Source organism: Chryseobacterium oncorhynchi, assembly GCF_002899895.1.
Taxonomy (GTDB): Bacteria; Bacteroidota; Bacteroidia; order Flavobacteriales; family Weeksellaceae; genus Chryseobacterium; species Chryseobacterium oncorhynchi.
Genome location: NZ_PPEI02000006.1, coordinates 93,387 through 115,708 on the forward strand (window position 1 = coordinate 93,387; position 22,322 = coordinate 115,708).

Annotated in this window: 21 protein-coding genes; 13 read left to right on the top strand and 8 right to left on the bottom strand. The window is 35.3% G+C overall.

Annotated elements, in window-relative coordinates; genetic code table 11:
• Positions 1 to 138: 138 nt before the first annotated feature.
• From C1638_RS18295 to C1638_RS18310, 4 genes are all read right to left on the bottom strand, one after another.
• On the bottom strand, positions 139 to 744 hold the full coding sequence (locus C1638_RS18295; protein ID WP_109623398.1) for a hypothetical protein: 606 nt from the start codon (positions 742 to 744) through the stop codon (positions 139 to 141).
• On the bottom strand, positions 734 to 1,243 hold the full coding sequence (locus tag C1638_RS18300) for an RNA polymerase sigma factor (RefSeq protein ID WP_109623399.1): 510 nt from the start codon (positions 1,241 to 1,243) through the stop codon (positions 734 to 736). Before C1638_RS18300 ends, C1638_RS18295 begins: the two co-directional genes overlap by 11 nt.
• A gap of 24 nt (positions 1,244 to 1,267) precedes the next feature.
• Positions 1,268 to 2,143, bottom strand: a complete 876-nt coding sequence (locus C1638_RS18305) for a TraB/GumN family protein (RefSeq protein ID WP_109623400.1) — start codon at positions 2,141 to 2,143, stop codon at positions 1,268 to 1,270.
• A 155-nt stretch (positions 2,144 to 2,298) separates the two neighbouring features.
• On the bottom strand, positions 2,299 to 3,210 hold the full coding sequence (locus C1638_RS18310; RefSeq protein WP_109623401.1) for a DUF4349 domain-containing protein: 912 nt from the start codon (positions 3,208 to 3,210) through the stop codon (positions 2,299 to 2,301).
• A 209-nt stretch (positions 3,211 to 3,419) separates the two neighbouring features.
• Between C1638_RS18310 and C1638_RS18315 the strand changes: the two genes are divergently transcribed.
• Positions 3,420 to 4,778, top strand: coding sequence for an acyl-CoA dehydrogenase family protein (locus C1638_RS18315; protein ID WP_109623402.1), 1,359 nt, complete (start codon positions 3,420 to 3,422; stop codon positions 4,776 to 4,778).
• A 28-nt stretch (positions 4,779 to 4,806) separates the two neighbouring features.
• On the opposite strand, the gene C1638_RS18320 is transcribed toward C1638_RS18315, so the two are convergent.
• Positions 4,807 to 5,184 (bottom strand): MauE/DoxX family redox-associated membrane protein, encoded by a 378-nt coding sequence (locus C1638_RS18320; RefSeq protein ID WP_109623403.1) that lies wholly within the window; start codon positions 5,182 to 5,184, stop codon positions 4,807 to 4,809.
• Between the two features lie 154 nt (positions 5,185 to 5,338).
• Between C1638_RS18320 and C1638_RS18325 the strand changes: the two genes are divergently transcribed.
• Complete coding sequence (locus tag C1638_RS18325; protein WP_109623404.1) at positions 5,339 to 5,584, top strand: bacteriocin-like protein; 246 nt, start codon at positions 5,339 to 5,341, stop codon at positions 5,582 to 5,584.
• 80 nt (positions 5,585 to 5,664) lie between these two features.
• Here the strand turns inward: C1638_RS18325 and C1638_RS18330 are convergent, their stop codons facing one another.
• On the bottom strand, positions 5,665 to 6,777 hold the full coding sequence (locus C1638_RS18330) for an AI-2E family transporter (RefSeq protein ID WP_109623405.1): 1,113 nt from the start codon (positions 6,775 to 6,777) through the stop codon (positions 5,665 to 5,667).
• 216 nt (positions 6,778 to 6,993) lie between these two features.
• On the bottom strand, positions 6,994 to 9,399 hold the full coding sequence (lon, locus tag C1638_RS18335) for an endopeptidase La (protein WP_109623406.1): 2,406 nt from the start codon (positions 9,397 to 9,399) through the stop codon (positions 6,994 to 6,996).
• Between the two features lie 260 nt (positions 9,400 to 9,659).
• Here lon and C1638_RS18340 point away from each other — a divergent pair, with 260 nt between their 5' ends.
• The 11 genes from C1638_RS18340 (at position 9,660) to serS (ending at position 21,515) form a co-directional block, all read left to right on the top strand.
• On the top strand, positions 9,660 to 11,813 hold the full coding sequence (locus C1638_RS18340; RefSeq protein ID WP_109623407.1) for a peptidylprolyl isomerase: 2,154 nt from the start codon (positions 9,660 to 9,662) through the stop codon (positions 11,811 to 11,813).
• 127 nt (positions 11,814 to 11,940) lie between these two features.
• Positions 11,941 to 12,891, top strand: a complete 951-nt coding sequence (locus C1638_RS18345) for an MlaD family protein (RefSeq protein WP_109623408.1) — start codon at positions 11,941 to 11,943, stop codon at positions 12,889 to 12,891.
• A gap of 8 nt (positions 12,892 to 12,899) precedes the next feature.
• The gene (locus C1638_RS18350; RefSeq protein WP_109623409.1) at positions 12,900 to 14,228 is read left to right on the top strand and encodes a 4Fe-4S dicluster domain-containing protein; all 1,329 of its coding nucleotides are present in this window, start codon (positions 12,900 to 12,902) and stop codon (positions 14,226 to 14,228) included.
• A gap of 138 nt (positions 14,229 to 14,366) precedes the next feature.
• A complete protein-coding gene (locus C1638_RS18355) occupies positions 14,367 to 14,990 on the top strand; it encodes a hypothetical protein (RefSeq protein ID WP_109623410.1) in 624 nt (207 codons plus the stop codon).
• Entirely contained in the window at positions 14,980 to 15,759 is a 780-nt protein-coding gene (locus tag C1638_RS18360; protein ID WP_109623411.1) for a (Fe-S)-binding protein, read from the top strand. Before C1638_RS18355 ends, C1638_RS18360 begins: the two co-directional genes overlap by 11 nt.
• Positions 15,760 to 15,854: 95 nt before the next feature.
• Positions 15,855 to 16,670 (top strand): FkbM family methyltransferase, encoded by an 816-nt coding sequence (locus tag C1638_RS18365; protein WP_109623412.1) that lies wholly within the window; start codon positions 15,855 to 15,857, stop codon positions 16,668 to 16,670.
• Positions 16,671 to 16,752: 82 nt separating this feature from the next.
• On the top strand, positions 16,753 to 17,241 hold the full coding sequence (locus C1638_RS18370) for a hypothetical protein (protein WP_109623413.1): 489 nt from the start codon (positions 16,753 to 16,755) through the stop codon (positions 17,239 to 17,241).
• Between the two features lie 6 nt (positions 17,242 to 17,247).
• A complete protein-coding gene (locus C1638_RS18375; protein ID WP_109623414.1) occupies positions 17,248 to 18,360 on the top strand; it encodes a glycosyltransferase in 1,113 nt (370 codons plus the stop codon).
• Positions 18,361 to 18,397: 37 nt separating this feature from the next.
• Positions 18,398 to 19,645 (top strand): oligosaccharide flippase family protein, encoded by a 1,248-nt coding sequence (locus C1638_RS18380; protein WP_109623415.1) that lies wholly within the window; start codon positions 18,398 to 18,400, stop codon positions 19,643 to 19,645.
• Positions 19,646 to 19,659: 14 nt separating this feature from the next.
• Complete coding sequence (locus C1638_RS18385; protein WP_109623416.1) at positions 19,660 to 20,181, top strand: hypothetical protein; 522 nt, start codon at positions 19,660 to 19,662, stop codon at positions 20,179 to 20,181.
• Between the two features lie 65 nt (positions 20,182 to 20,246).
• Positions 20,247 to 21,515, top strand: coding sequence for a serine--tRNA ligase (serS, locus tag C1638_RS18390; RefSeq protein ID WP_109623417.1), 1,269 nt, complete (start codon positions 20,247 to 20,249; stop codon positions 21,513 to 21,515).
• Between the two features lie 51 nt (positions 21,516 to 21,566).
• On the opposite strand, the gene C1638_RS18395 is transcribed toward serS, so the two are convergent.
• Complete coding sequence (locus C1638_RS18395; RefSeq protein WP_109623418.1) at positions 21,567 to 22,310, bottom strand: hypothetical protein; 744 nt, start codon at positions 22,308 to 22,310, stop codon at positions 21,567 to 21,569.
• Positions 22,311 to 22,322: the final 12 nt, after the last annotated feature.

The window sequence follows — 22,322 nt, forward strand, 5'->3', positions numbered from 1 at the left end:
TTATTTCTGATCTGCAAATTTAAGGAAAAATAAAACCTCAAATAAATTTGAAGATGATAAATAACAATTTTTTAAAAAACAAAACCTCAGAAATGCTCTGAGGTTCATTTTTTATGTTTGTAAAAGATACTTTAAATGTTATTCATCTATTTCGTTTAGAATGTTTTCCAGTTGTTTAGCCGGGCGTCCATAGATGTATTTTGTCCATAGAACAATATTAACTATAATAGCGATTGTTCCGATAAGAACACTTATAATAAGAGTTTGCTGATAAGAATTGGTTACACTTTCAAAGGTCATTCCTTTTTTTGCCAATACTTTATAAAATTCAAGACCCAGGGTGATCATAAAGTGAGGCAGAAGCAGGAAGCCAAAAGACTGGTATCTTTCCATATTAAGTTTTAATTCGTGGTAGATTTTCCAGAGACTGTGCTTAGTATTTCCGGTATAAAGTTCTGTCTGCTTATAAAATTTGTAAAATCCAAATAAGTAATAGGAGGATATTACCACAAGCATGGCATAAGAGGTATAATAAATAACGTATTGAGAAACTGGAAATTTTAGTATTTGAGGAAAGAATCCTATAAGAATGATGGCAAGAACCTGCATTGGAAACTCTTTCTTCATACTCTTTTGAATTTTTTCTATAGGATGTTTGCTTTCCTTTAATTGCGCTATGTTGTCAGGAATATTGACGTTACCGTCTTCATTATTCCATTGTTCTTTTAATTGATCAAAGTTCATAACCTGATTTTTTTATGATTTGTTGTATTTTTTCTTTTGTTCTGTTCAGTTTTACACGGGCATTGCCTTCACTAAGCCCGAGGTTGCTTCCTATTTCCTTATGTGACATCCCTTCCATGAAATAAAATATGACGGCTTTCTCCAGAGAGTTTAATTCTTGGACAGCATTATAAAATATTTCTAATTGCTTATCTTTTGTTGGGTTATAATCTTCCTGCTGTACTTCAAAATGATGAGGAGTATCTGTATGATTGCCGGACCTCTGCTTTTCCTTTTTCAAATAAGTGATGGCAGTATTGATAGCGACACGATACATCCAGGTAGAAAATTCACTGTTTCCCTTGAAGCTCTGATAGGATTTCCAGAGCTGAATGAGGATTTCCTGCTGGAGATCTTCCCGATCCTCTATAGAGTCAGCGTAGATCCGGGAAGCTTTATATAAAATACCTTTATGCTGATTGACAAGCTTTAAAAAGGCTGTTTCAGTTGGATTACTCACAATCGTTTCATGGTTTAGTTATCACTATAAGCTTGATACAGGCTTTACTGTATATCCTTTTGCTTTCAGAAGATTGATTAGCCCATTCTTACCCCAAAGATGACCGCCTCCAACTGCAAAGAAAGAACTTTGTTTTTTCATTATCTCGGGCATTTTTTCTGCCCATTTTATATTTCGGTCAGTCAGCATTAATTTTTCCTGTTTTTTATTCATGAATTTTGGGTCCTTAATAAGTTGATCCAGGGTTTTTAGATTTTCATTTTTAAAGGCTTCGGTCATTTTTTGTGAAGTGATGGCATATTCATTACCTAATTTCAGTTGGGATATTACTTCTTTCAGATCGTATGCTTCTCCAATTGCATAGGCTTGATCATCAACCTTTTCTAGCCCATTCACACTTTTCTTGTTTTTTAAAGCCATTTTAAGCAGCTCGATTTCATACATTTTTACTTCATTCTGAGGACATGGGATGGCTTTTGTTGCCACAAGAGCATAAAGAGCCTGTGGGCTATGGTTGTCTACTTTATTCAGGTTGGTCCCATAATCGGAAAGTACTTTATCCAGTTCTTTTGTTTCCTCGGAAGTCAGTTGTTCAGATATTTTTTTATCTGCAGACATCATTTTTTGCATAGCATTCACTTCGTTCGGATCTGTGTAGTTGATCTCCATAACAAAATTCTCTGATTGATTAAGTGCATTCCAAACCTTAGGCTTTATATCAAAATCTTTGTTGCATAAGATATGAAATGTTCCGGCAATGTAAGATGGCTTAGAAAGTCCCTTTCCGGATACTTCCCACAGCAGGCTGTTGTCATTGTCCGTATTTTTATTCTGTGCCGTTGCAGTCATAAAATTCATTGATAATAATGCTGTGAACCCAAGTTTTACTAAATTTTTCATATTATTTATTTTTTGATTTTCTGTTCTTTTAAATAGTAGGTAAGGACAGGATAATAATCGTTACAGTTTTTTTTTCAAAAAAATAAAAACCTCCCGTAAACAGAAGGTTGTAAAATTTAAAATTATGATGATAACCAATTGGTTAGGTGTGTTTTTTATTCCTGAGTTTTTGGAGGTTCAGGTCTTGTGGCTTTTCTTTTTCTGAAAAAATAGATCAGTCCGCCGGCAATTAATAACAAAGGCCAGATATTGATAAGAGCAACAAAGATTCTTTGAATCAGGTAAAACCCATACACAAAACCATCCTTTGCATCGTAGATAAAATTATATCTGTATTTATTGTCAATACTATTTGTATTGGTAACTGCAATTTCTGCAATACGTAATTTAGGCTCCTTAATGTAGATGTCAACAGTGCTGTATTTCAGATTGTCTTCCATATTCATCGTAGTTAGCTTTTGAAGATTTCCCTCAGACATATTCTCATTATCCAATGCTACCTTGTCTTTATTAGCTTTGACCTTATCAATGTTTTCAGAAGTTTTTTGATTTCTTTTTGCTTCCAGTTCGGAGTATTTTATATTAGCTGTTACATCCTCTGCATTAATGGTTCTTGAGTTGAGAAATAATTTGTTCGTATTGATTGATGTCAAAAATTCTCCCAGTTTTTCAGTGGGCACCCGTACCTGGATTGTATTTTCACTCTTGTATTTTTTAATGAGCATAGCTTCCGTATCAGAAGTGTTGTAAGTTTCTTCAGAAACAACATTGCTTTGAAGATTACTTTTGGTAACAAAACCACCAAGTTCCTGAACCGATTTTTCAATGGCAATGGTAGCATTATACACATCTTTTACATCCATATTGACATCTGCCGTTTTGATAAACTGTTTGTCCTTTACTTCCATGCTGGCAACTGATGAAACGTTGTCTGATGCTGTAACTGCTGCAGAATCTGCAACTGCATAACTGCTAAGTTCATTGGCGCTGGCTTCTCCTTTTTTACATGAGTAAATTCCCAATAGAAGAACTGCAGATAATGATAATTTAATGTAAGTCGTTTTCATAGTATACTATTTTTGAGGTTTTGCTTGAGTCAAAGTTCAGGCAGGATCCTTTGTAATGCTTGAAAATCAAAAGTAAAAAGTTTGTAAAGAAAATGTTCTGGTGTAATTTATTGAATATTAGTATTTTGTAAAATAATGTAGTGGGTGGTGACTTGATTTCGGAGTAATTTTTGCTTATCTTTTTACAAACCAAATCACAATATATCATTATGTCAAATACCTTTTCCAAAATCAGAAACGCAATAGGATTGTTTACATCCATAGATTTTGACCAGTTAAGTGCCATCTCTAAAAAAGTAGACTTACCCAAACTGATGCATAATTTTTCAAAATTGGACGATAAACAGCTTTCAGGACTTATGAAAATGCTTGATTCTGAAAAGAAAAAGAAAGAACTTCCTCCCATTGATGGAGATTTTTATGACATCTACCATACTCTGTCTCCTGAACAGAGGGAAATTCAGTTGAAAGTAAGAGCCTTTATGGAAAAAGAAGTAAAACCTTTGGTGAATCATTATTGGCTAAGAGATGAATTTCCCTTTGAATTAATCCCAAAATTTCAAAAGCTGGATATCTGTGGTGTTACTTACGAAGGGTACGGGTGTCCGGGAATGCCATTCCTGATGGAAGGAGTTATTGCTATGGAAATGGCGAGAATTGATGCTTCCATTGCAACCTTTTTTGGGGTGCAGTCTGGATTAGCAATGGGATCTATATATATATGTGGCTCAGAAGAACAGAAACAAAAATGGCTTCCGCAGATGCAGAAGTTTGAGAAAATAGGAGCATTCGGACTAACAGAGCCTGAAGTTGGCTCCGGAGCTGCGGGAGGTTTAACGGTAACCTGCAAAAAAACAGAAGAGGGCTGGCTGTTGAATGGACAAAAAAAATGGATTGGAAATGCAACCTTTGCGGATCTCGTTATTATCTGGGCAAGAGATTTAGACAGTGGAGATGTAAAAGGGTTTATTGTAGAAAAAGATAATCCTGGTTATTCTGTTGAAAAAATTAAAGGAAAAATGGCTCTCCGAATAGTTCAGAACGGATTAATTACCCTGAAAGACTGTCTGGTTACGGAAGAAAACCGTTTGCAGAATGCCAATTCATTTAAAGATACAGGAAAAGTGCTGCGAATGACCAGAGCAGGAGTAGCCTGGATGGCAACAGGCTGTGCAAGGGGAGCTTATGAAAGTGCACTGGCATATACCAGAACAAGAGAACAGTTCGGAAAGCCCATTGCTTCATTTCAAATGATTCAAGGGCATTTGGTAGAAATGTTATCCAATCTTACGGCCATGCAGACTATGGTCTTTAGATTGTCTGAAATGCAGGATGAAGGAATTTTAAAAGATGAGCATGCTTCGCTGGCCAAGGTTTTTTGTACCCTAAGAACAAGAGATATCGTTTCCAGAGCAAGAGAAGTGTTGGGTGGCAATGGTATTCTGCTAGAATATGACGTGGCCCGTTTTGTGGCAGATGCTGAAGCAATTTATTCCTACGAAGGAACAAAAGAAATCAATTCGCTCATCGTAGGACGATCGATTACAGGGTTCAGTGCATTTGTGTAAAGGAGTAATAGATAGTAATTATTACCGGTTAGCCCACTAGGTTTTTATACTTGTCTTTATTGTCAATAATGATCCAGATATTAATAATGAACAGTACAGCAGAAATTGTAATGCCTACATTTGATGGATCCCTGAATAAGTTATGGATTAAAATTCCTACCAATACCGGCAGTATAACGATAGCGCCTAATGCTCTTGTTTTTGGGAAAATGAATAATAATCCTCCAATTACTTCAACAGCTCCCACTAAAGGTAGTAACCATCCTATTTCTCCAAAAGCTGCATAAATTTTCATTTGAGCTTCAGTGAGTGGTGGGATTGGGTTGTAATGAAAAAACTTATCTAATCCTGCATTGATAAACATAATTCCGAATAAGAGACATAGAATGAATTTTATATATTTCATGATTGAATATTTTACATCTAATGTAAAATAAAAATATTATTTTATCATTTATTTTTAATAAAAAATGAATAGGGTTGTATTAATGGTAGGTTAATGTTGGATTTTGTACAATTTTATTATTTATATTTGAAATACAAATTAAACTGATAATATTATGTTGAAAAATCTTAAAAAATTAGACCGTACGGCTTTAAGAGAAATTCAAGGTGGAGTAGGTGTTGGAAAATGCGATATCGGTCCTGTAGGATGTCCATGTAAAATTCCCCCTGGTGATCCTTGTTTAGGAGGTGGTCCTGGAGGCGGAGGGCCAGATTACGGATACTGTCCGGATATACAATCTAATATTCTTTGTACAGAAACCTGTCCAAACGGAATGAGCCCATATTGCGCTCTTCCTTAATAAAAATAAAAAGACTGTCTTATTTCAAGGCAGTCTTTTTTTATTTAAAGTTTAAAATATTGATTACTCATTATTCATCATCAATCCATTTCTTTCAGGGTAATATTCTTTGAAATTTTATAACTTTTTTTCTTTTTATTGGGTCTTTCTTCTTCGCCAAGCAATTTCCCCCATGGCCTCAGATCCTCCACTCTTTCACAGATAATCTTAATGATGGCAATGGCCGGGATGCAAAGGAACATTCCTGCAATACCCCAAAGATGTTCACCCAATAAAATTCCCACAAATGAAAATAAAGCATTGATTTTCACCTTTGAACCTACAACAAATGGCAGAACAATATTTCCGTCTACGGCATGTACGGCAATATAACCCATGGCTACATAAATACAAGTTGACGGGCTGGAAGTGGCAAATGCAATGAAACATGAAATGACTAAAGAAATAAAAATTCCCAAATAAGGAATTACATTCAGCAAACCTGTTAAAACAGCCAGAAGAATAGCATATTTTACCCCTAGTACAGTAAGAACAATCGAAGTCAGAATAGATACAATAATAACCTGAAGAAAAAGCCCGAAGATATATTTCTTCGTCATAATACGGATTTCATTCACTGCTTCTTCTACACTTGATTTGTGTCTTTCATTAAAAACCGCAATAATAAAGTTGTTTAAAAGTCTTCTGTAATTTAAAATAAAAATAAAAAATATGGTGAAAAATATAATAAAACCAAACCCTGTTGAAAATATTCCGAATGTAAAACCTAGAATTGCTCCAGATGAAGAAAGGAGTTTATTTAACCCCTGGTTGATGTAATCTACCTGTTCATCCACCTTTACATTAAATGTCTTCGAAATCCAGTGTTGGAAGCCATTAAAGACCGTAGTAAACTGCTCCCTAAGATGGGGAAGGTCCTTGCTGAAGTCTGATAATTGTGTGCTAAAGAAATATATTAACCCGCTTAAAATCATCAACATGATAAAAACAGAGGTCATTGTTGACATAGATCTCGGAAATCTTAGTTTTTTCTCCATGAATGTTGCTGCCGGTAAAAACAGCATTGCCATTAGAAAAGCAAGAAAAAATGGAGCTAAAATGCTCTGTCCTAATGCCAAAAGATAGCCAAGCCCGATGATGGAAATAATAACGAGCGTAAGCTTGACAAGGAAAGGAAGTCTAAGGAAATTCATAATCTATAATCTACAGTATGGAATAAAAATAAGAAAAACCCATTGAATTAAAGAAATTTTTATTCAATCAATGTGGATTTTTTCTTTCTGGATATCAAATTTCATTCCACCTGATGAAATAATAGAAAGCTTTGATATCCAAAAACAGAAACACGTTCCGGTAATCAGAACGTGTTTCCTTATTGAGAAGTTAATATGTTATGTTGATAAGTTGTCTTATTTTTCAATGGCGATATCAATGACTTCCTCCATTCTGTTTACATAATGTACTTTAAGATTCTTCAGATAGTCTTTTTTAATCTCCTCCACATCCTTTCTGTTAGCTTCACAAAGAATTACATCCTTTACACCGGCTCTTGTTGCGGCTAAAAGCTTTTCCTTGATTCCACCTACCGGAAGAACTTTCCCTCTTAAGGTAATTTCCCCTGTCATAGCAAGGTGTGGTTTTATTTTTTTGTTTTTAAAAGAAGAAACCATAGAAGTAAGCATTGCTATACCTGCGGATGGTCCGTCTTTAGGAGTTGCCCCTTCAGGAACGTGAACGTGAATGTTTTTCTTATCCAGATCTTCCTGAGCAATTCCCAATTCGTTATGCTTAGCTTTAATATACTCTAAGGCAATGGTCGCAGACTCTTTCATAACGGTTCCCAGATTTCCGGTCATCGTTAATGTGCCCTTTCCATTACTTAAAATACTTTCAATATATAAGATGTCTCCGCCTACGCTTGTCCATGCTAAACCTGTTACTACACCAGGAACTCCTGTAATTTCAGATAAACTCTTCGGTCTTGGAACTCCAAGAATTTCGTCTACCTTTTCAAGAGATATTTTTGGATCATAGTCTTTTACTAAAGCCGTTTGTAGTGCTACCCATCTTGCAATGGAAGCAATCCTTTTCTCCAGAGATCTCACACCGCTTTCCGAAGTATGCGCTTCAATAATATGTTTAAGCTCAGGATTTCCAAGCTTGAATGATTTAGCATCCAAGCCATTTTCCTCTTGCTGCTTCTTGATTAAGTGTCTTTTAGCAATTTCAATCTTTTCCTCAAGGGTATATCCTGCAATTTGAATAACTTCTGTTCTATCCAAAAGAGGAGTTTGAATGGTTGAAAGAGAATTGGCTGTCGCAATAAACATTACTCTTGATAAATCATATCCCATTTCAAGGAAGTTATCATAGAATGATTTATTTTGTTCAGGGTCAAGGACTTCCAGTAGTGCAGAACTTGGATCCCCATGAAGACCTTGTCCGATTTTATCAATCTCATCCAAAACAATTACCGGATTGGAGGTTCCTGATTTTTTAATAGACTGCAGGATTCTTCCGGCCATTGCACCGATATATGTTTTTCTGTGTCCACGGATTTCACTTTCGTCATGAAGTCCACCCAGAGATAATCTTACATACTTTCTGCCTAAAGAGTCCGCAATAGATTTTCCTAAAGATGTTTTACCTACTCCCGGAGGTCCTACCAATAATAAGATAGGAGACTTCATGTTGTTTTTTAATTTTAAAACAGCCATATGTTCCAGGATTCTTTTCTTGATATCCTCCAGTCCGAAATGTGCTTTATCTAATACTTTTTCAGCTTTTGCAATATCAAAAATGTCTTTGGTATAAGTATCCCACGGAAGGTCTGTAAAGAAATCCAAATAGTTTCTCTGTACGTTGTAGTCCGGAGAATTAGGATTTTGACGTTGTAATCGGCCAATTTCCTTTTGGAAATGTTCCTCAACTTCCTTACTCCATTTCTTCGTTTTTGCTTTAGCAATAAGATCTTCCACATCACTTTCAGGTCCACCACCCAATTCTTCCTGGATAGTTCTGATTTGTTGATTCAGAAAATATTCTCTTTGTTGCTTATCAAGATCCTTTGAGGTTTTTTGATGAATCTGGTTTCTTAGTTCCAGCTTTCTGAAGTCCTCATGCATCATTTCATAGCATTTATTAGCTCTCTCCATCATGCTTTTTTCCTCTAGTAATCTCTGCTTTTCAAGAGATGGGAAGCTCGCATTGGTACAGATGAAGTTCAGCAGATCATCATTATTGTTGATGTTCTTGATGGCAAAATTTGCGGCATTAGGAATATTAGGATCGAGTTCAATGATTTTTAAAGCCAGGTCCTTAATGTTTTCTAACAAAGCATCATATTCCTCCTCATTTTTAGGTTTCGTATCTTTTAGTTTTGAAATTTCAGCTTTGAAATAGGGCTGATTATCAGTTATCTTCTTGATTTTGAACCTGTGAAAACCTTTTGTGATTGCTGTGATATTACCCTCAGGAAGTTTAATGATCTTAATGATCTTCGCTAGAGTACCGGTGGTGTAAATATCTTTCTCAGTAGGCTGTTCAAGATCAGAGTTTTTCTGGCTTATAATTCCAATAAAATCTCCGTTCTTTTGTGCATCTTCAATAAGTTGTATTGATGTTTTTCTTCCAGCAGTAATAGGAATCACCACATTCGGGAACATAACCATATTTCTTACGGGAAGTATCGGGAATATTTTCTGTTCGGAATTCTTATCAGTCTCTGCAAAGTCGGAAAGATTGATTTCCTCAGCTACAATATCAAAACCGTCGCTGATCATTTCTTCTAAACTCATATCTTCAAATTCTGTCATAATGAATCAAATGACAAATTGTCATTTTCGTTTTTAATCGTTAAATAGATTTTTTATAATATAGCCTGAAAACGTGTAGTATATTATAATGTTCTAAAATGCACAATACTTATGCCATTTGTTTTTTGCTAAAAAATATGGTCAAAATTTCCTTTTTTATGTAATCTTTGCGATTTAAAATTAAAATAAGGAACTTCTATTTCTGTAATTTCTTAAAAATGTGTATTTTCGCAAACTGATAAAAAACTATAATTTATAAAATGGCAATTTTAGGACAGATTAGGAGTAAGCCTTGGCTTTTGATGGGAGTAATAGCCCTAGCGCTTTTGGCGTTCTTGGTAAACCCCGATAGTATCGACAAGGTTTTTGGTAAGAATCCTGACGTTTTAGGAAAAGTAAACGGTGAGAAAGTCACCCGCGAAGAGTTTAATGATCAGCTTTTCGTGTTGCAACAACAAGCAGAGCAACAAGGTCGTCCGAAAAACGGTCTTGAAGAGCAGGCTTGGCAGTTACTTGTACAATCTAAGCTTATTAAGCAACAGTTTGAAAAATTGGGCTTTGAAATGACTGATGATTATTTCTGGAACCAGATCCAGTATGATCAGATGTTTGCCCAAAATCAACAGTTCTTTGATGAGAAAGGTAATTTTAAAACTCAAGAACTTAAAAAAGAAATTGAAACATTACAAAGCACCAATCCTCAAGGATATGCTCAATGGTTAAAAACTAAAAAAACAATTGAGTACAGACTGATGGCTAGACAGGTGTTTTCCAATATTTCAGCAGGTATCACTACAGGTAAGAAAGAAGCTGAGGAATTGATGAAGCAAAGAGATCAGCTTGCTGATATCGACTTTGTAAAGGTAGACTATGCAGCATATCTTCAGAAAACGAAGATCAATGTTTCTACAGAAGATCTTACAAACTACATCAAGCAGCATCCGGTAATGTTCAAGGCAGAGCCTAGCAGAAATATCGGAATTGTATTTTTCCCTTCCAAGCCAAGCGCAGCAGATGATGCAGCAGCTTTAAAGGAAATTACGAAGCTATATTCAGGAGGTACAGATGCTAGTGGAGGTGCAGAAAACTTCCAGAATACAAAGAACGATTCTATGTTTGTTATGGCAAACTCAGATTCTCCTTTTAACCCTCAGTATGTAAAGCCTACGCAATTGCCTGCAACTATACAAGGTCAGATCGCAACAGCTGCGGTAGGACAAACATTTGGTCCTTATAAGGAACAAAACTTCTATGTAGTTTCTAAGCTTGTAGGTAAAAAGACTTCTGATTCTACATTGTCAAGACATATCCTGATTGCTTTCAAAGGAAGCCCTGCAGGAGAAGGAGTGACAAGATCTAAAGAGCAGGCTAAAAAAATGGCTGACTCTATTGGAGCTATCGTAAAAGCAACTCCAGCTAAATTTACAGAGTTTCTTAAGCTTTCAAGTGATCCAAATTCTGCAGCACAAGGTGGTAGCTTAGGTTGGACAACTCCAGAGACGCCTTTCGTTCCTGAGTTCCTTGCTTATTTAGCAAACAATCCTAAAGGGGCAACAGGAGTTGTGGAAACACAGTTCGGTTACCATATCATCAATATTGAAGATAAAAAATCAGGATCAATGGGGTATCAGGTTGCTAATCTTGTAAAAGAGATCAAGCCTTCAGATGCTACAGAAGCTGAAACAGACAAAAAAGCTAGAAAATTCATTCAGCAGGTTCAAGGGAAATCATTCAATGATTTTGTGAATATTGCTAAAAAAGATAACTACCAGTTCTCTAACCCTAAGGCTGCAAAGAGATTTGAAGGCCAACTTCAGGGCTTAGGTACAGAAAAAGACGGAGAGATCTTAACTTGGGCTTTCGATAAGAAAAGATCCAAAGGAGATACAGAATTCTTTACTGTAGACGGAACAGGAGATAAAATTGTAGTATACCTAAACGGAAAACAGGAAGCAGGTCTTGCTGATCCGGAATCTGTAAGAGACCAAATTGAAGTTCTTGTTAAAAATAAATTGGCAGCAAAACAAATTTCTGATAAAATTGCTGGAGCGAAAGCTTCAAACTTAGATCAGATTGCTAAATTATTTGCTACTTCAAAACAAGCGGCTCAAGTAAATCTACTGAATCCTTCAATTGCTGGTTCAATGGAGCCTAAAGTTGCCGGTGCTGCATTTGGTGTAGCAAAAGGTAAACTTTCTAATCCGGTTGAAGGGGGAACAGGTGTTTATGTGTTGATCAAAAAATCAGAAACAGTAAACAAACAACCTGGTGATCTTAAGCAGTTCACAGAGTCTATTACTCAAAGAAATGCAGGTATGTTCGGACAGGCTTGGTTAAAGAGTCTTCAGGATAATTCTGATATTGAGGATTACAGAATTGAGATCTGGAACAAGGTAGGAAACCAACAACAATAAGAGATTCATCTTATCAATATAAAAGCGACAAAAAAATTTGTCGCTTTTTTTGTATTTAACGCAGAACAATAAAGGAAAAGATTTATTTAAAATGTACTATATTTGCTTATTAGAAAAAAATTAGCAAGTGAAGTTCAGTAAAGAATTAAAAGCTGGTGTGATCACACTTCTAGCTATCGTAGGCTTTGTGTTGTTGTTTCAATTTATGAAAGGGAAGAGCCTTTTTACTACCGACAATATATTTTACGCAAAATATGACAATGTAGAAGGCCTTGCGCAATCTTCAGCTGTCTCTATTAACGGTCTGAAAGTAGGGCAGGTTGATAAGATTATTCCTCAAACTGCAAAAGATGGCAAAATTAGTTTTGTCGTTAAAATTACAGTGGACAACAAATTCGAATTTTCAAAAAACTCAAGCCTTGAAATTTTCGAACCTGGATTAATGTCCGGAAAGGAAATGAGAGTCAATCTTATGTATGGAGGTGTTCAGGCAAAAGATGGTGATACCCTGAAGGGGGCATTTAAACTAGGTATGATGGGAAGTCTTTCTTCTCAGGTAGGCCCGGTTAAGGATCAGCTACAGGTTGTATTGCACAGGGTAGACTCCTTAATGACGAATGCTAATCAACTCTTTGATAGACAAAACAGAGCTGAAATCAAGGCATTATTATCTAACCTTAATAAAACAGTAGGAGCATTAGAAACCACAGCAGGGAGTGTAAACAATCTCGTAGGGCACAATGATCCAAAACTTCAAAAGGTCTTAGATGATGCAAGTCTTACTATGCAAAGCGGTAAAGTAACTTTGGATAAATATGGAAACCTTGCACAGAACATTGATACCAAACAATTGAATGCAACCATTGCAAACTTAGATGCTACCGTAGGAAAACTGAATCAGGTGATTGGCGGAATAGATAAGGGACAGGGTAGTTTAGGTAAACTGATGAAAGATGAGCAACTTTACAATAATCTGAATTCAGCATCTTCAAATTTGAATTCATTGATTGAAGATATGAAAGCAAACCCTAAGAGATATATTAATTTCTCTGTTTTCGGTAAAAACAATAAAGACTAATACGCCTTATGCAGTACATCGATAACATTATTTTCCTGATTTTATTAGTGGTGGGATTTGGACTGTTTGCCAAAAGCCTGCTAAAGATCTATAGAAATATCAGACTAGGTCACGAGATCAATAGAAGCGATAGAAAATCTGAACGCTGGAGTACCATGGCAAGAGTAGCTATGGGACAAAGCAAGATGGTAAAACGTCCTGTTGCCGGTGTTTTGCACCTTTTCGTGTACGTAGGTTTTGTGATTATTAATATTGAACTTATTGAAATTATTGTTGATGGAATATTCGGTACTCACCGTTTCCTTTCTATCTTAGGACATGATTTTTATAATTTCTTTACTGCAACATTGGAAGTCCTTGCACTTCTTGTTGTTATTGGTGTAGTTGTATTTTTCATCAGAAGAAACTTTTATGGAGTTAAAAGACTAACCATGAAAGAACTTTTCGGATGGCCAAAACATGATGCAAACTGGATTCTTATCATAGAATTTGCCCTAATGATGGCTTTCTTTAAAATGAACGCTGCAGACTTTGTATTGCAGCAAAGAGGGTTACTGCCGGAACATGGTAGTTTTCCTATCAGTTCAACTTTTTTAGGACCTATTTTCGTTAATTTTAGTGATAGTTTCTTATTCTTTACAGAGAAAGGGGCTTGGTGGTTCCACTTTGTAGGAATTCTTTTCTTCATGAACTATCTTTATTATTCAAAACACTTACATATAATTCTTGCTTTTCCAAGTACATGGTACGCCAACCTTGAGAAAAAAGGGAAATTCAATAATCTTGATTCTGTAACAAAAGAAATCAAATTAATGATGGATCCTAATGCAGATCCTTATGCCGCTCCGGCAGAGGGAAGTGAAGCAGATACTCCGTCTAAATTTGGGGCAGAAGATATTTTTGATCTTAATCAGGTACAATTACTTAATGCCTATTCATGTACAGAATGTGGACGTTGTACCTCCGTTTGTCCGGCTAATATTACCGGCAAGCAGCTTTCTCCTAGACTAATCTTGATGAAAACAAGAGATAGGTTGGAAGAAGTAGGAAGAAATATCGATAAAAACGGAAAATTTGTTGATGACGGCAAAAAGCTGTTAAACGATTATATCACAAAAGAAGAGCTTTGGGCTTGTACTACATGTAACGCATGTACAGATGCTTGTCCAGTATTATTGGATCCACTATCTATTATCTTTGAAATGAGAAGATTCCTGGTAATGGAACAGTCTGCCGCACCGCAAGAGCTGAACCTAATGATGACGAACGTGGAAAATAATGCTGCTCCTTGGCAGTATAACCAAGCTGACCGTTTGAATTGGGCCTCAGAAAACTAAGAAAGAGAATAATTAATACCTCTCTCACATACCTGAATTATATTGCTCCCATTATATCGATTTTTATAACATATATATTGGTTAGCAAAAGAATGAAGAAAACCTTGTAGAAAAAACCATTGAACCCGCTGATTTGAAATGAAAAATATTTTTTTTGCTTTTTTATTGATTTGTTCCGGTTTTTTGATGGCACAATCTGCAGACCAGAAAAAAATACTTGAGGACTCAAAAGCCTTTATGTCTTTGTTTGAAAAGAAAGACTATGAAGGAATGTTAGACCTTACCCATCCTGCAATTTTTGAAAAAGTTGACAGAAAGATGATGGCTGATAGTTTCAACAGCTTATTTGAGGGTAATGATGAGTTCAAAATGGAACTGGTAGAAACGGATAAGAACATATTCAGTGTTTCAGATGTTTTTACCACTCAGGATAATACCAAATATGCATTCAGTACCTATCTGATGAAGATGAAAATGATCTTTCTGAAAGAAAGCTTTGATGAAGATAAAAAGAAGATGATGTTGGGATTGATGGAGGCACAAGGTATGAATGCTAAATTTTTAAACGATACAACCTTGGAAATGAGTAAGCAGAGTATGATTCTTGCCCTCAATGACAAATCGACAGGAAATACCTGGAAGTATCTCAATTATGACGAAGCTAATCCTTTATATGTTTCCATAGTACCTGTGGAGGTCATGAAAAAGGCAAAGGAATATTACGCTAATTTATTAATTAAACAAAAAGAAAATGCAAATTAAAACAATGGCAGAATATGCTGCCGAAGGAAGATCCCCGGAAGTTTTATTTTGGGTTGGATGTGCTGGAAGTTTCGATGACCGCGCCAAAAAAATTACAAAAGCATTTTGCAAGATATTAAATAAAATAGGTGTTGAATTTGCAGTTCTGGGACAGGAAGAAAGCTGTACCGGAGATCCTGCAAAAAGAGCTGGAAACGAATTTGTTTTCCAGATGATGGCCCTTACTAATATTGAAGTTCTGAATGCCTATGAAGTAAAGAAGATTGTGACGGCTTGTCCACACTGCTTCAATACCCTTAAAAATGAATATCCAAGTTTGGGTGGCCACTTTGATGTAGTTCACCATACCCAATTCCTTAAAACCTTAATGGAAGAGGGAAGATTAAAAATTGAAGGTGGGGCTTTCAAAGGAAAGAAAATTACATTCCATGATCCATGCTACCTTGGAAGAGCCAATGATGAGTACGAGGCACCAAGATTACTGCTTGAAAAGCTGGATGCAGAGCTTGTAGAAATGAAGCGTTGCAGAACAAACGGTCTTTGTTGTGGAGCAGGAGGTGCACAGATGTTTAAAGAACCTGAAAAGGGGAATAAAGACATTAATATTGAAAGAACAGAGGAAGCTCTGTCTTTTGAACCTAAAGTGATTGCTACCGGATGTCCTTTCTGTAACACGATGATGACGGACGGAGTAAAACATTTCAATAAAAACACTGAGGTTGCTGTAAAAGATATCGTAGAACTTCTTGCTGAAGCAGACGATTTATAAGAAGTAATCTATATAAAATTATAAAACTCAGGAAGCTTCCTGAGTTTTGTTATTTTTGCTTAAAATTACAGCATCTTACAATCTATAAAACTAATATGAGAAGTCTTTTAGCCTCATTTTTTAAATTTATTTTAAGCTTTCATTTTTTCGGGCAGAAGTATTTTGCCTTTCATAAATATATTTTCAAGCCTTATCGTCTTTTTCGAGGTGTACATAAAAATATTATTTATAGAGGCTCAATTCAGCTTGATCTGGACCTGGATGATTGGATTCAACAGCAATTGTATTTCTTAGGTGATTACGAAAAAGCTGAAATAGATTACTTGTATTCCAACTTAAAGAAAGAAGATACCTTTATTGATGTAGGTGGAAATATTGGATTGTTTTCCTTAAATGCTTCCGGGATTGTTGGAAACAGTGGAAAAGTGTACGCTTTTGAAGCTTTTAAACCTAATTACGAGAAGTTCTCCAGACATATTAGCCTTAATAGTTTCAAGAATGTCACTTTGGAGCATCTTGCTATTTCCGAGAAAAGTGGATATCTTGAGATTCTATATAATGATCATTATGATAATGTAGGAATGGCATCATCCTATCTAAATGATTTTACGGCTAAAGAAATAGTAGAAAGCATAAGCTTGGATGACTACATTAAGGCTCAGAAAATATCAAAAATTGATATGATTAAAATAGATATTGAAGGTGGTGAGTTTTCAGCATTAAAAGGGATGTCAGATATCTTAACACATTATCAGCCTAAAATAATTATAGAAATCAACAATATAGCGCTAAAGAGTTCTCATCATAGTGAAGATGAACTGATACAGATATTGAACGAAAAAGGATATACTAAAACAAAAATACTGAGTCAGAGTGAAGGTTCTTATAATGCTGTATTTGAGCGTATTTAATCCTTAGTAATTTTGTTGAAAGATATTCTTCATCCACTTTATGAAGAAAAAATCGTAATTTTATACTTTAAATAGAAAGGATATGAAAATTGAAGAATCCAGTATTGTAGAAACCAACGACTATAGAGTTATTATATATCCGGCGTCAAGGCCATTTGAAACCAAAGAAGCAAAGACCATTACTGAAAAATTATTCGATTTTTTAGCAACGTGGGCTGCTCATGGAAAACCTCTTTCCTCATCTTTTAAAATTGAGAAAAATCAATTTATTGTTATATGTGTAGATGAAGAAAAAGAAATGGCTTCAGGATGTAGTATTGATGCTCTTGGGAAAATAATGAGAGAGATTGATGAAGAATACCAATTGGGCCTATTCGATAGAATGAAAGCTAGTTTTGTTGAAAATGGAGAAGTGAAAACATTGAAACTTATTGATTTTAAAACAAAAATAAGAAACGGAGAACTATCAAAAGATATTCAGGTCTTTGATTTTTCTAAAAATACCTACCTTGATTTCTTAAGTCATTTTGTTTTACCATTTGAAAAAAGCTGGGCTTCTTCCATAAAATAATTTCTATTGAAAATCCTGTTTATTTCCTCATGGTTTCCGAACAAGCTGGAGCCTACAAACGGTAACTTTGTACAGCGTCACGCAGAAGCCGTGGCGTCATTACATGAGGTAGAAATATTGCATGCTATAGGAGATCCTTCCCAGGATCAGGAATTTGTTTTTGATGATCAGAAGATCAAAGGAATAAGAACCCTTATTGTCTACTACAAAAGCTCCAAAAATCCGATACTGAACTTTAGAAATAGAATGCAGGCCTATCAAAAAGGTTTTCTGGAATTGCAAATGCCAGATCTGGTACATGCCAATATCTTGCACAATTCTATGTTTTTTGCTGTGTTTTTAAAGGAAAAATATAAGATTCCGTTTGTGATCTCAGAACATTGGTCAGGTTTTCTTCCGATAAACAGATCCAAACTTTCCTTTATAGGCATTCTTACGGCACGATATATTGCTCGAAGAGCCTCTTTGGTGCTTCCGGTAAGTACTATTTTGATGGATAACCTTAAAGAGCTGAAAATTGGTAAAAACTTTAAGGTGATTGGAAATGTAGTCAATACAGAACTATTTTTCCCGAAAGAAAAACAACATAAAACTTTTACATTTCTTCATATATCAAATCTTATTCCCCTTAAAAATCCGGATGCTATCATTGAAGCAGCAGTTCGGCTTAGAAAAGATTATAAGGATTTTGAACTTCAGATTGGAGGTGACGGAGATGTAGAACGATTGGATAAACTCATCGAAAAGTATGATGGACAGAGCTACATCAAAACATTTGGTGAAATTTCACATTCAGACGTTGCTGAAAAAATGAAAAAAAGTAATTGCTTTGTTCTTTTCAGTGACTATGAAAGCTTTTCATGCGTCTTATTAGAATCTCTTTCTTCCGGTGTTCCGGTGATTGCAACCCGTGTAGGAGCAATTCCTGAGATCATTGGAGAAAATCATGGAATCGTTATTGAAAAATCTGAAGAAGAACTCTATACAGCGATGAAAAATATACTGAATGGATATTACAAGGTCGATTCTCCAGAAAAGCTTCATCAATATGTTGTTGAAAAGTTTTCAGTATCAGCAATAGCCAATGAGTTTAGTCAGGCATATAAAAATATAATATAAGGCTTAAGGGTCTTAGTGCTCCGTTGATCAGGTCGAAATGAACAGTTTAAAAGATTTTATCAGGGCTTTTTTTGCCAATAAAGGGCAGCATGTATTTTTATCTTTGCTGATTACGAAGATATGCGCCTTTTCAGGATCTCTCTTTATGATCAGAATCTTGCCGGAAAAAGACTTTGGATTGTTGAGTATTGTAGCTTCCGTTTTTGCAATTTTTGCGCCTTTTAGTGGATTAGGAAGCTCTCAAAGCCTTATTAGATTTGGATCACTAAGTAGTTCTGAAGATGAAAAAAAAGAACTATCAGCTTATCTTTTTAGAAAAGGATTTTTATATCATCTTATTCTAAGTGCTGTGTTTTTTTTACTGGCTTTTTTTTATGTAACTCATTATTCATACATCTTTTATATCTTTTTTTTCTTTACCATTCGTCTGATAGGCGTTTATTTTCTTAGCCATATTCAGGCTGAGCGTCGTGTTTATTTGAAAAATAAAGAATTTGCAATGGTGAATAACGTTGTCAATATTTCAGGATTATTGATGATGATTGTGTTCTCACTATTTTGGGGACTGTACGGATATTTGATTGCCAATGCAATATCTCCGTTCCTTTCTCTTTTTTGGTTTAAAGGACCACTGCCAAAGATTACAAGTCTGCCATTAAAGTTTACTACAAAAGAAATCTGGAGCTTTGCATTACATGCTTCTATAACTGCACTCTTGTCGGATGCTTTCTTTTCTGCAGATATACTTTTACTGAATTTTTTTAAAGATGAGAGCGTCGTAGCCAATTATAAGGTAGCGTTGCTTATTCCCGCAAACATTACCTTTGTAGCTCTTTCCTTTATGCAGAGTGACTATCCGGTTCTTGCTAAAAATCACCACAATAAATCATTTCTAAGAAATTATATCATTAATTACTATAAAATTTTTATCCCTATATCTCTGGTGATATTGATTGTGGGATGCTTCTTCAGCAGTTTTATCATTCGTATTTTCTTTGGAGAACAATACACTGACAATTCATTTGTTTTCTCGCTGCTGTTAGGTGTATTTTGTGGAAGCATGTTATTGAGAAACCTATATGGAAATCTGTTGTCTGCAGTTGGATTGATGAAAATGAATACTTTTTTTTCCATTCTATCTCTGCTGCTTCTAGCTGTTTTTTCTTACTTTTTAGTTCCAAAGTCAGGAGTAGTCGGGATGGCAATTTCTTTGGGTGCTACATTAACTTTTGTTGGGTTTTTAATGATGTTTTCATTTTTCTCTTATCTTAGAAAGTTGAAATAAAGTATCTTTGCGTTATGAGAAACATTGTTTTTGGAATATTGGTTATTGTTTCTGCACTGATAAGTTGTGGTCAGGATGAAGAATCTTTGCAAAGAATCGATCAGATCATGAATGTCTACATAAAGTCAGATACCAATCCGGATTTATTGAACAGTAAAAAAGCTGGTTCATACACTTCTTATAGTGTGAATGATATGTTTGGAACTAGAGACGATTCTCCGGTGACTATTCCTCTAAGAATGAGAACCGATTCTGTATTTTATATGGAATATATTGCAGGGGCTAAAAGAAGAAGAATGGATTCTGTAAGCCCAAGTAATCCGGGAACTGGAAATTCTTACAATTCAAGAATGATGATTACGCTAAGAAAAACAGTCAATAATACAACAGAAACAACGGTTGATACAATGGAAATTCAATACCGTCAATCACCTACATTATTTCAGGTTTCTAAGGTTATTTATAATGGAAAAGAAAAATTTTCCAAGGAAGCAGATGCTCCTAATTCAATAAATAACGTAACTATCGTAAAATAATTTTAAATTTGTAAAATTGTTAGCTTATATTAAGCCAAACATCTAATATTTAACATCTAAATAAAATGTTACAAGTCAATTTTTTACGCGACAATAAAGAACGCGTTTTAGAAGGTCTTAAAAAAAGACAATTCAAGAATCTTGAGTTGGTAGACGAAGCTATTGCTACTGACGAAGAAAGAAAAAGAATCCAATTTGAATTAGATTCCCAGCTTTCCGAGATCAACAAAATCTCCAAGGAAATTGGGCTTTTGATGAAAGAAGGAAAGAAAGAAGAAGCGGAATCAGCAAAATCTAAAACAGCACAGTACAAAGAGTCGAGTTCAGAATTGAAATCTCAGCTGGAGGTTAAGGAAACTGAATTATTAAATATTCTGTATCAACTTCCCAACATTCCTAATGAATTGGTGAAAAGTGGAGCTTCTGCTGATGATAACGAAACTATTTTCCAGTCTCATACCGTGGAGGGACTTGGTGAGGGAGCTATTCCACACTGGGAACTTGCAAAAAAATATAACCTTATTGATTTTGAACTAGGAGTGAAGATTGCTGGTGCCGGTTTCCCTGTTTATTTAGGAAAAGGAGCTAGGTTACAGAGAGCTTTAGTTCAGTATTTCCTGGATAAAAATGTGGAAAAAGGATATACAGAAGTAAATCCTCCTCACGTTGTAAATGAAGCATCCGGTTTTGGAACAGGACAGTTGCCTGATAAAGAAGGACAAATGTATTATATCAATGAAGATAAATTATATCTGATCCCTACAGCAGAAGTTCCTGTAACCAATCTTTACCGTGATGTATTATTGGAGGAAAAAGATCTTCCAATTAAAAATACAGCATTCTCTCAGTGCTACAGAAGAGAAGCGGGAAGCTATGGTGCTCACGTAAGAGGGTTAAACCGTCTTCACCAATTTGAAAAAGTAGAAATCGTAAGAATTGAAAAACCGGAAAACTCTTATGCTGTTTTGGAAGAAATGGTAGAGCACATTAAGGAAATCCTTACTGATCTTGAACTTCCTTTCAGAGTTCTAAGACTTTGTGGTGGTGATACTGGTTTTGCGGCGGCTATGACGTATGACTTTGAGGTTTGGAGTGCGGCACAGGAAATGTGGTTAGAAGTAAGTTCTGTATCTAACTTTGAAACATTCCAGGCTAACAGGCTTAAATGCCGTTACAAAGCAGATGGTAAGTCTCAGTTGGTTCATACCTTAAACGGATCTGCAATGGCATTACCAAGGATTATGGCTGCATTGCTAGAAAATAACCAGACTGCGGAGGGAATTAAGCTTCCAAAGAAGGTTGCAGAATATGCAAGATTTGACGTTATAAACTAATTGATTTAGTCTCAAATAAAAACCCACCGAAATTCGGTGGGTTTTGTTATTTTATTCTGTTACGATAACTATTTTTTTATCTGCATTTTTAAGCTTAGGAATCTTTTCGTACATGGTTTTCAGATCATATTGTATCCGTACGGAGTAATCATCAACCTGTTTCAGCCAGTCATGTTTACCGGTGATAGATTTTATTTTATTTTCAAACTTTAAAGTAGTTCCGATATTTTTGAAAAACATCATCATCATCCCCTCCATATTGGCTGTTTCTTCTTTTGATCCTTTCGATTGGATTGCTTCTTCAATATTTTTAATATTGAAAACATCTGTATTAATGACGAGTGTTTTTCCATCCCAGGTATTGAGGAAATTTTGATCAAGAGGTAATTTCTCGTCTTTATTAAAGTTTTTAATTAACTCATAATCATTTGGAGTGAAATGATCCATTTTAAAAGAAAAGCCTACAGGAACAGGTTTATTATCTTCTTTTGTAGATTTCAAAAAAAACTTTTTAAGGATTCTAATAGTGTCCTGATTCTCAGTCTTTAATTTTCCCTCTTTCTTTAGAAGATCATACATGCTTGTCCAGTTGGTTGGAAACCTATCCATGTCCTTAAACTTTTCCTGCTTTAATGAATCAGGTGTCATAGCTTCCATTTCTGCCATAAACGCTCTGGTATCAACATCGGTAATTAAAGATGAAGCCGAGTCTTTATGATAAGTCATTTCAGTATTTATGGTACAGGATTGTAGGGTAAACAGGCTTATTAAAAATAAGACGATTGTTTTCTTCATGGTATATTGTTA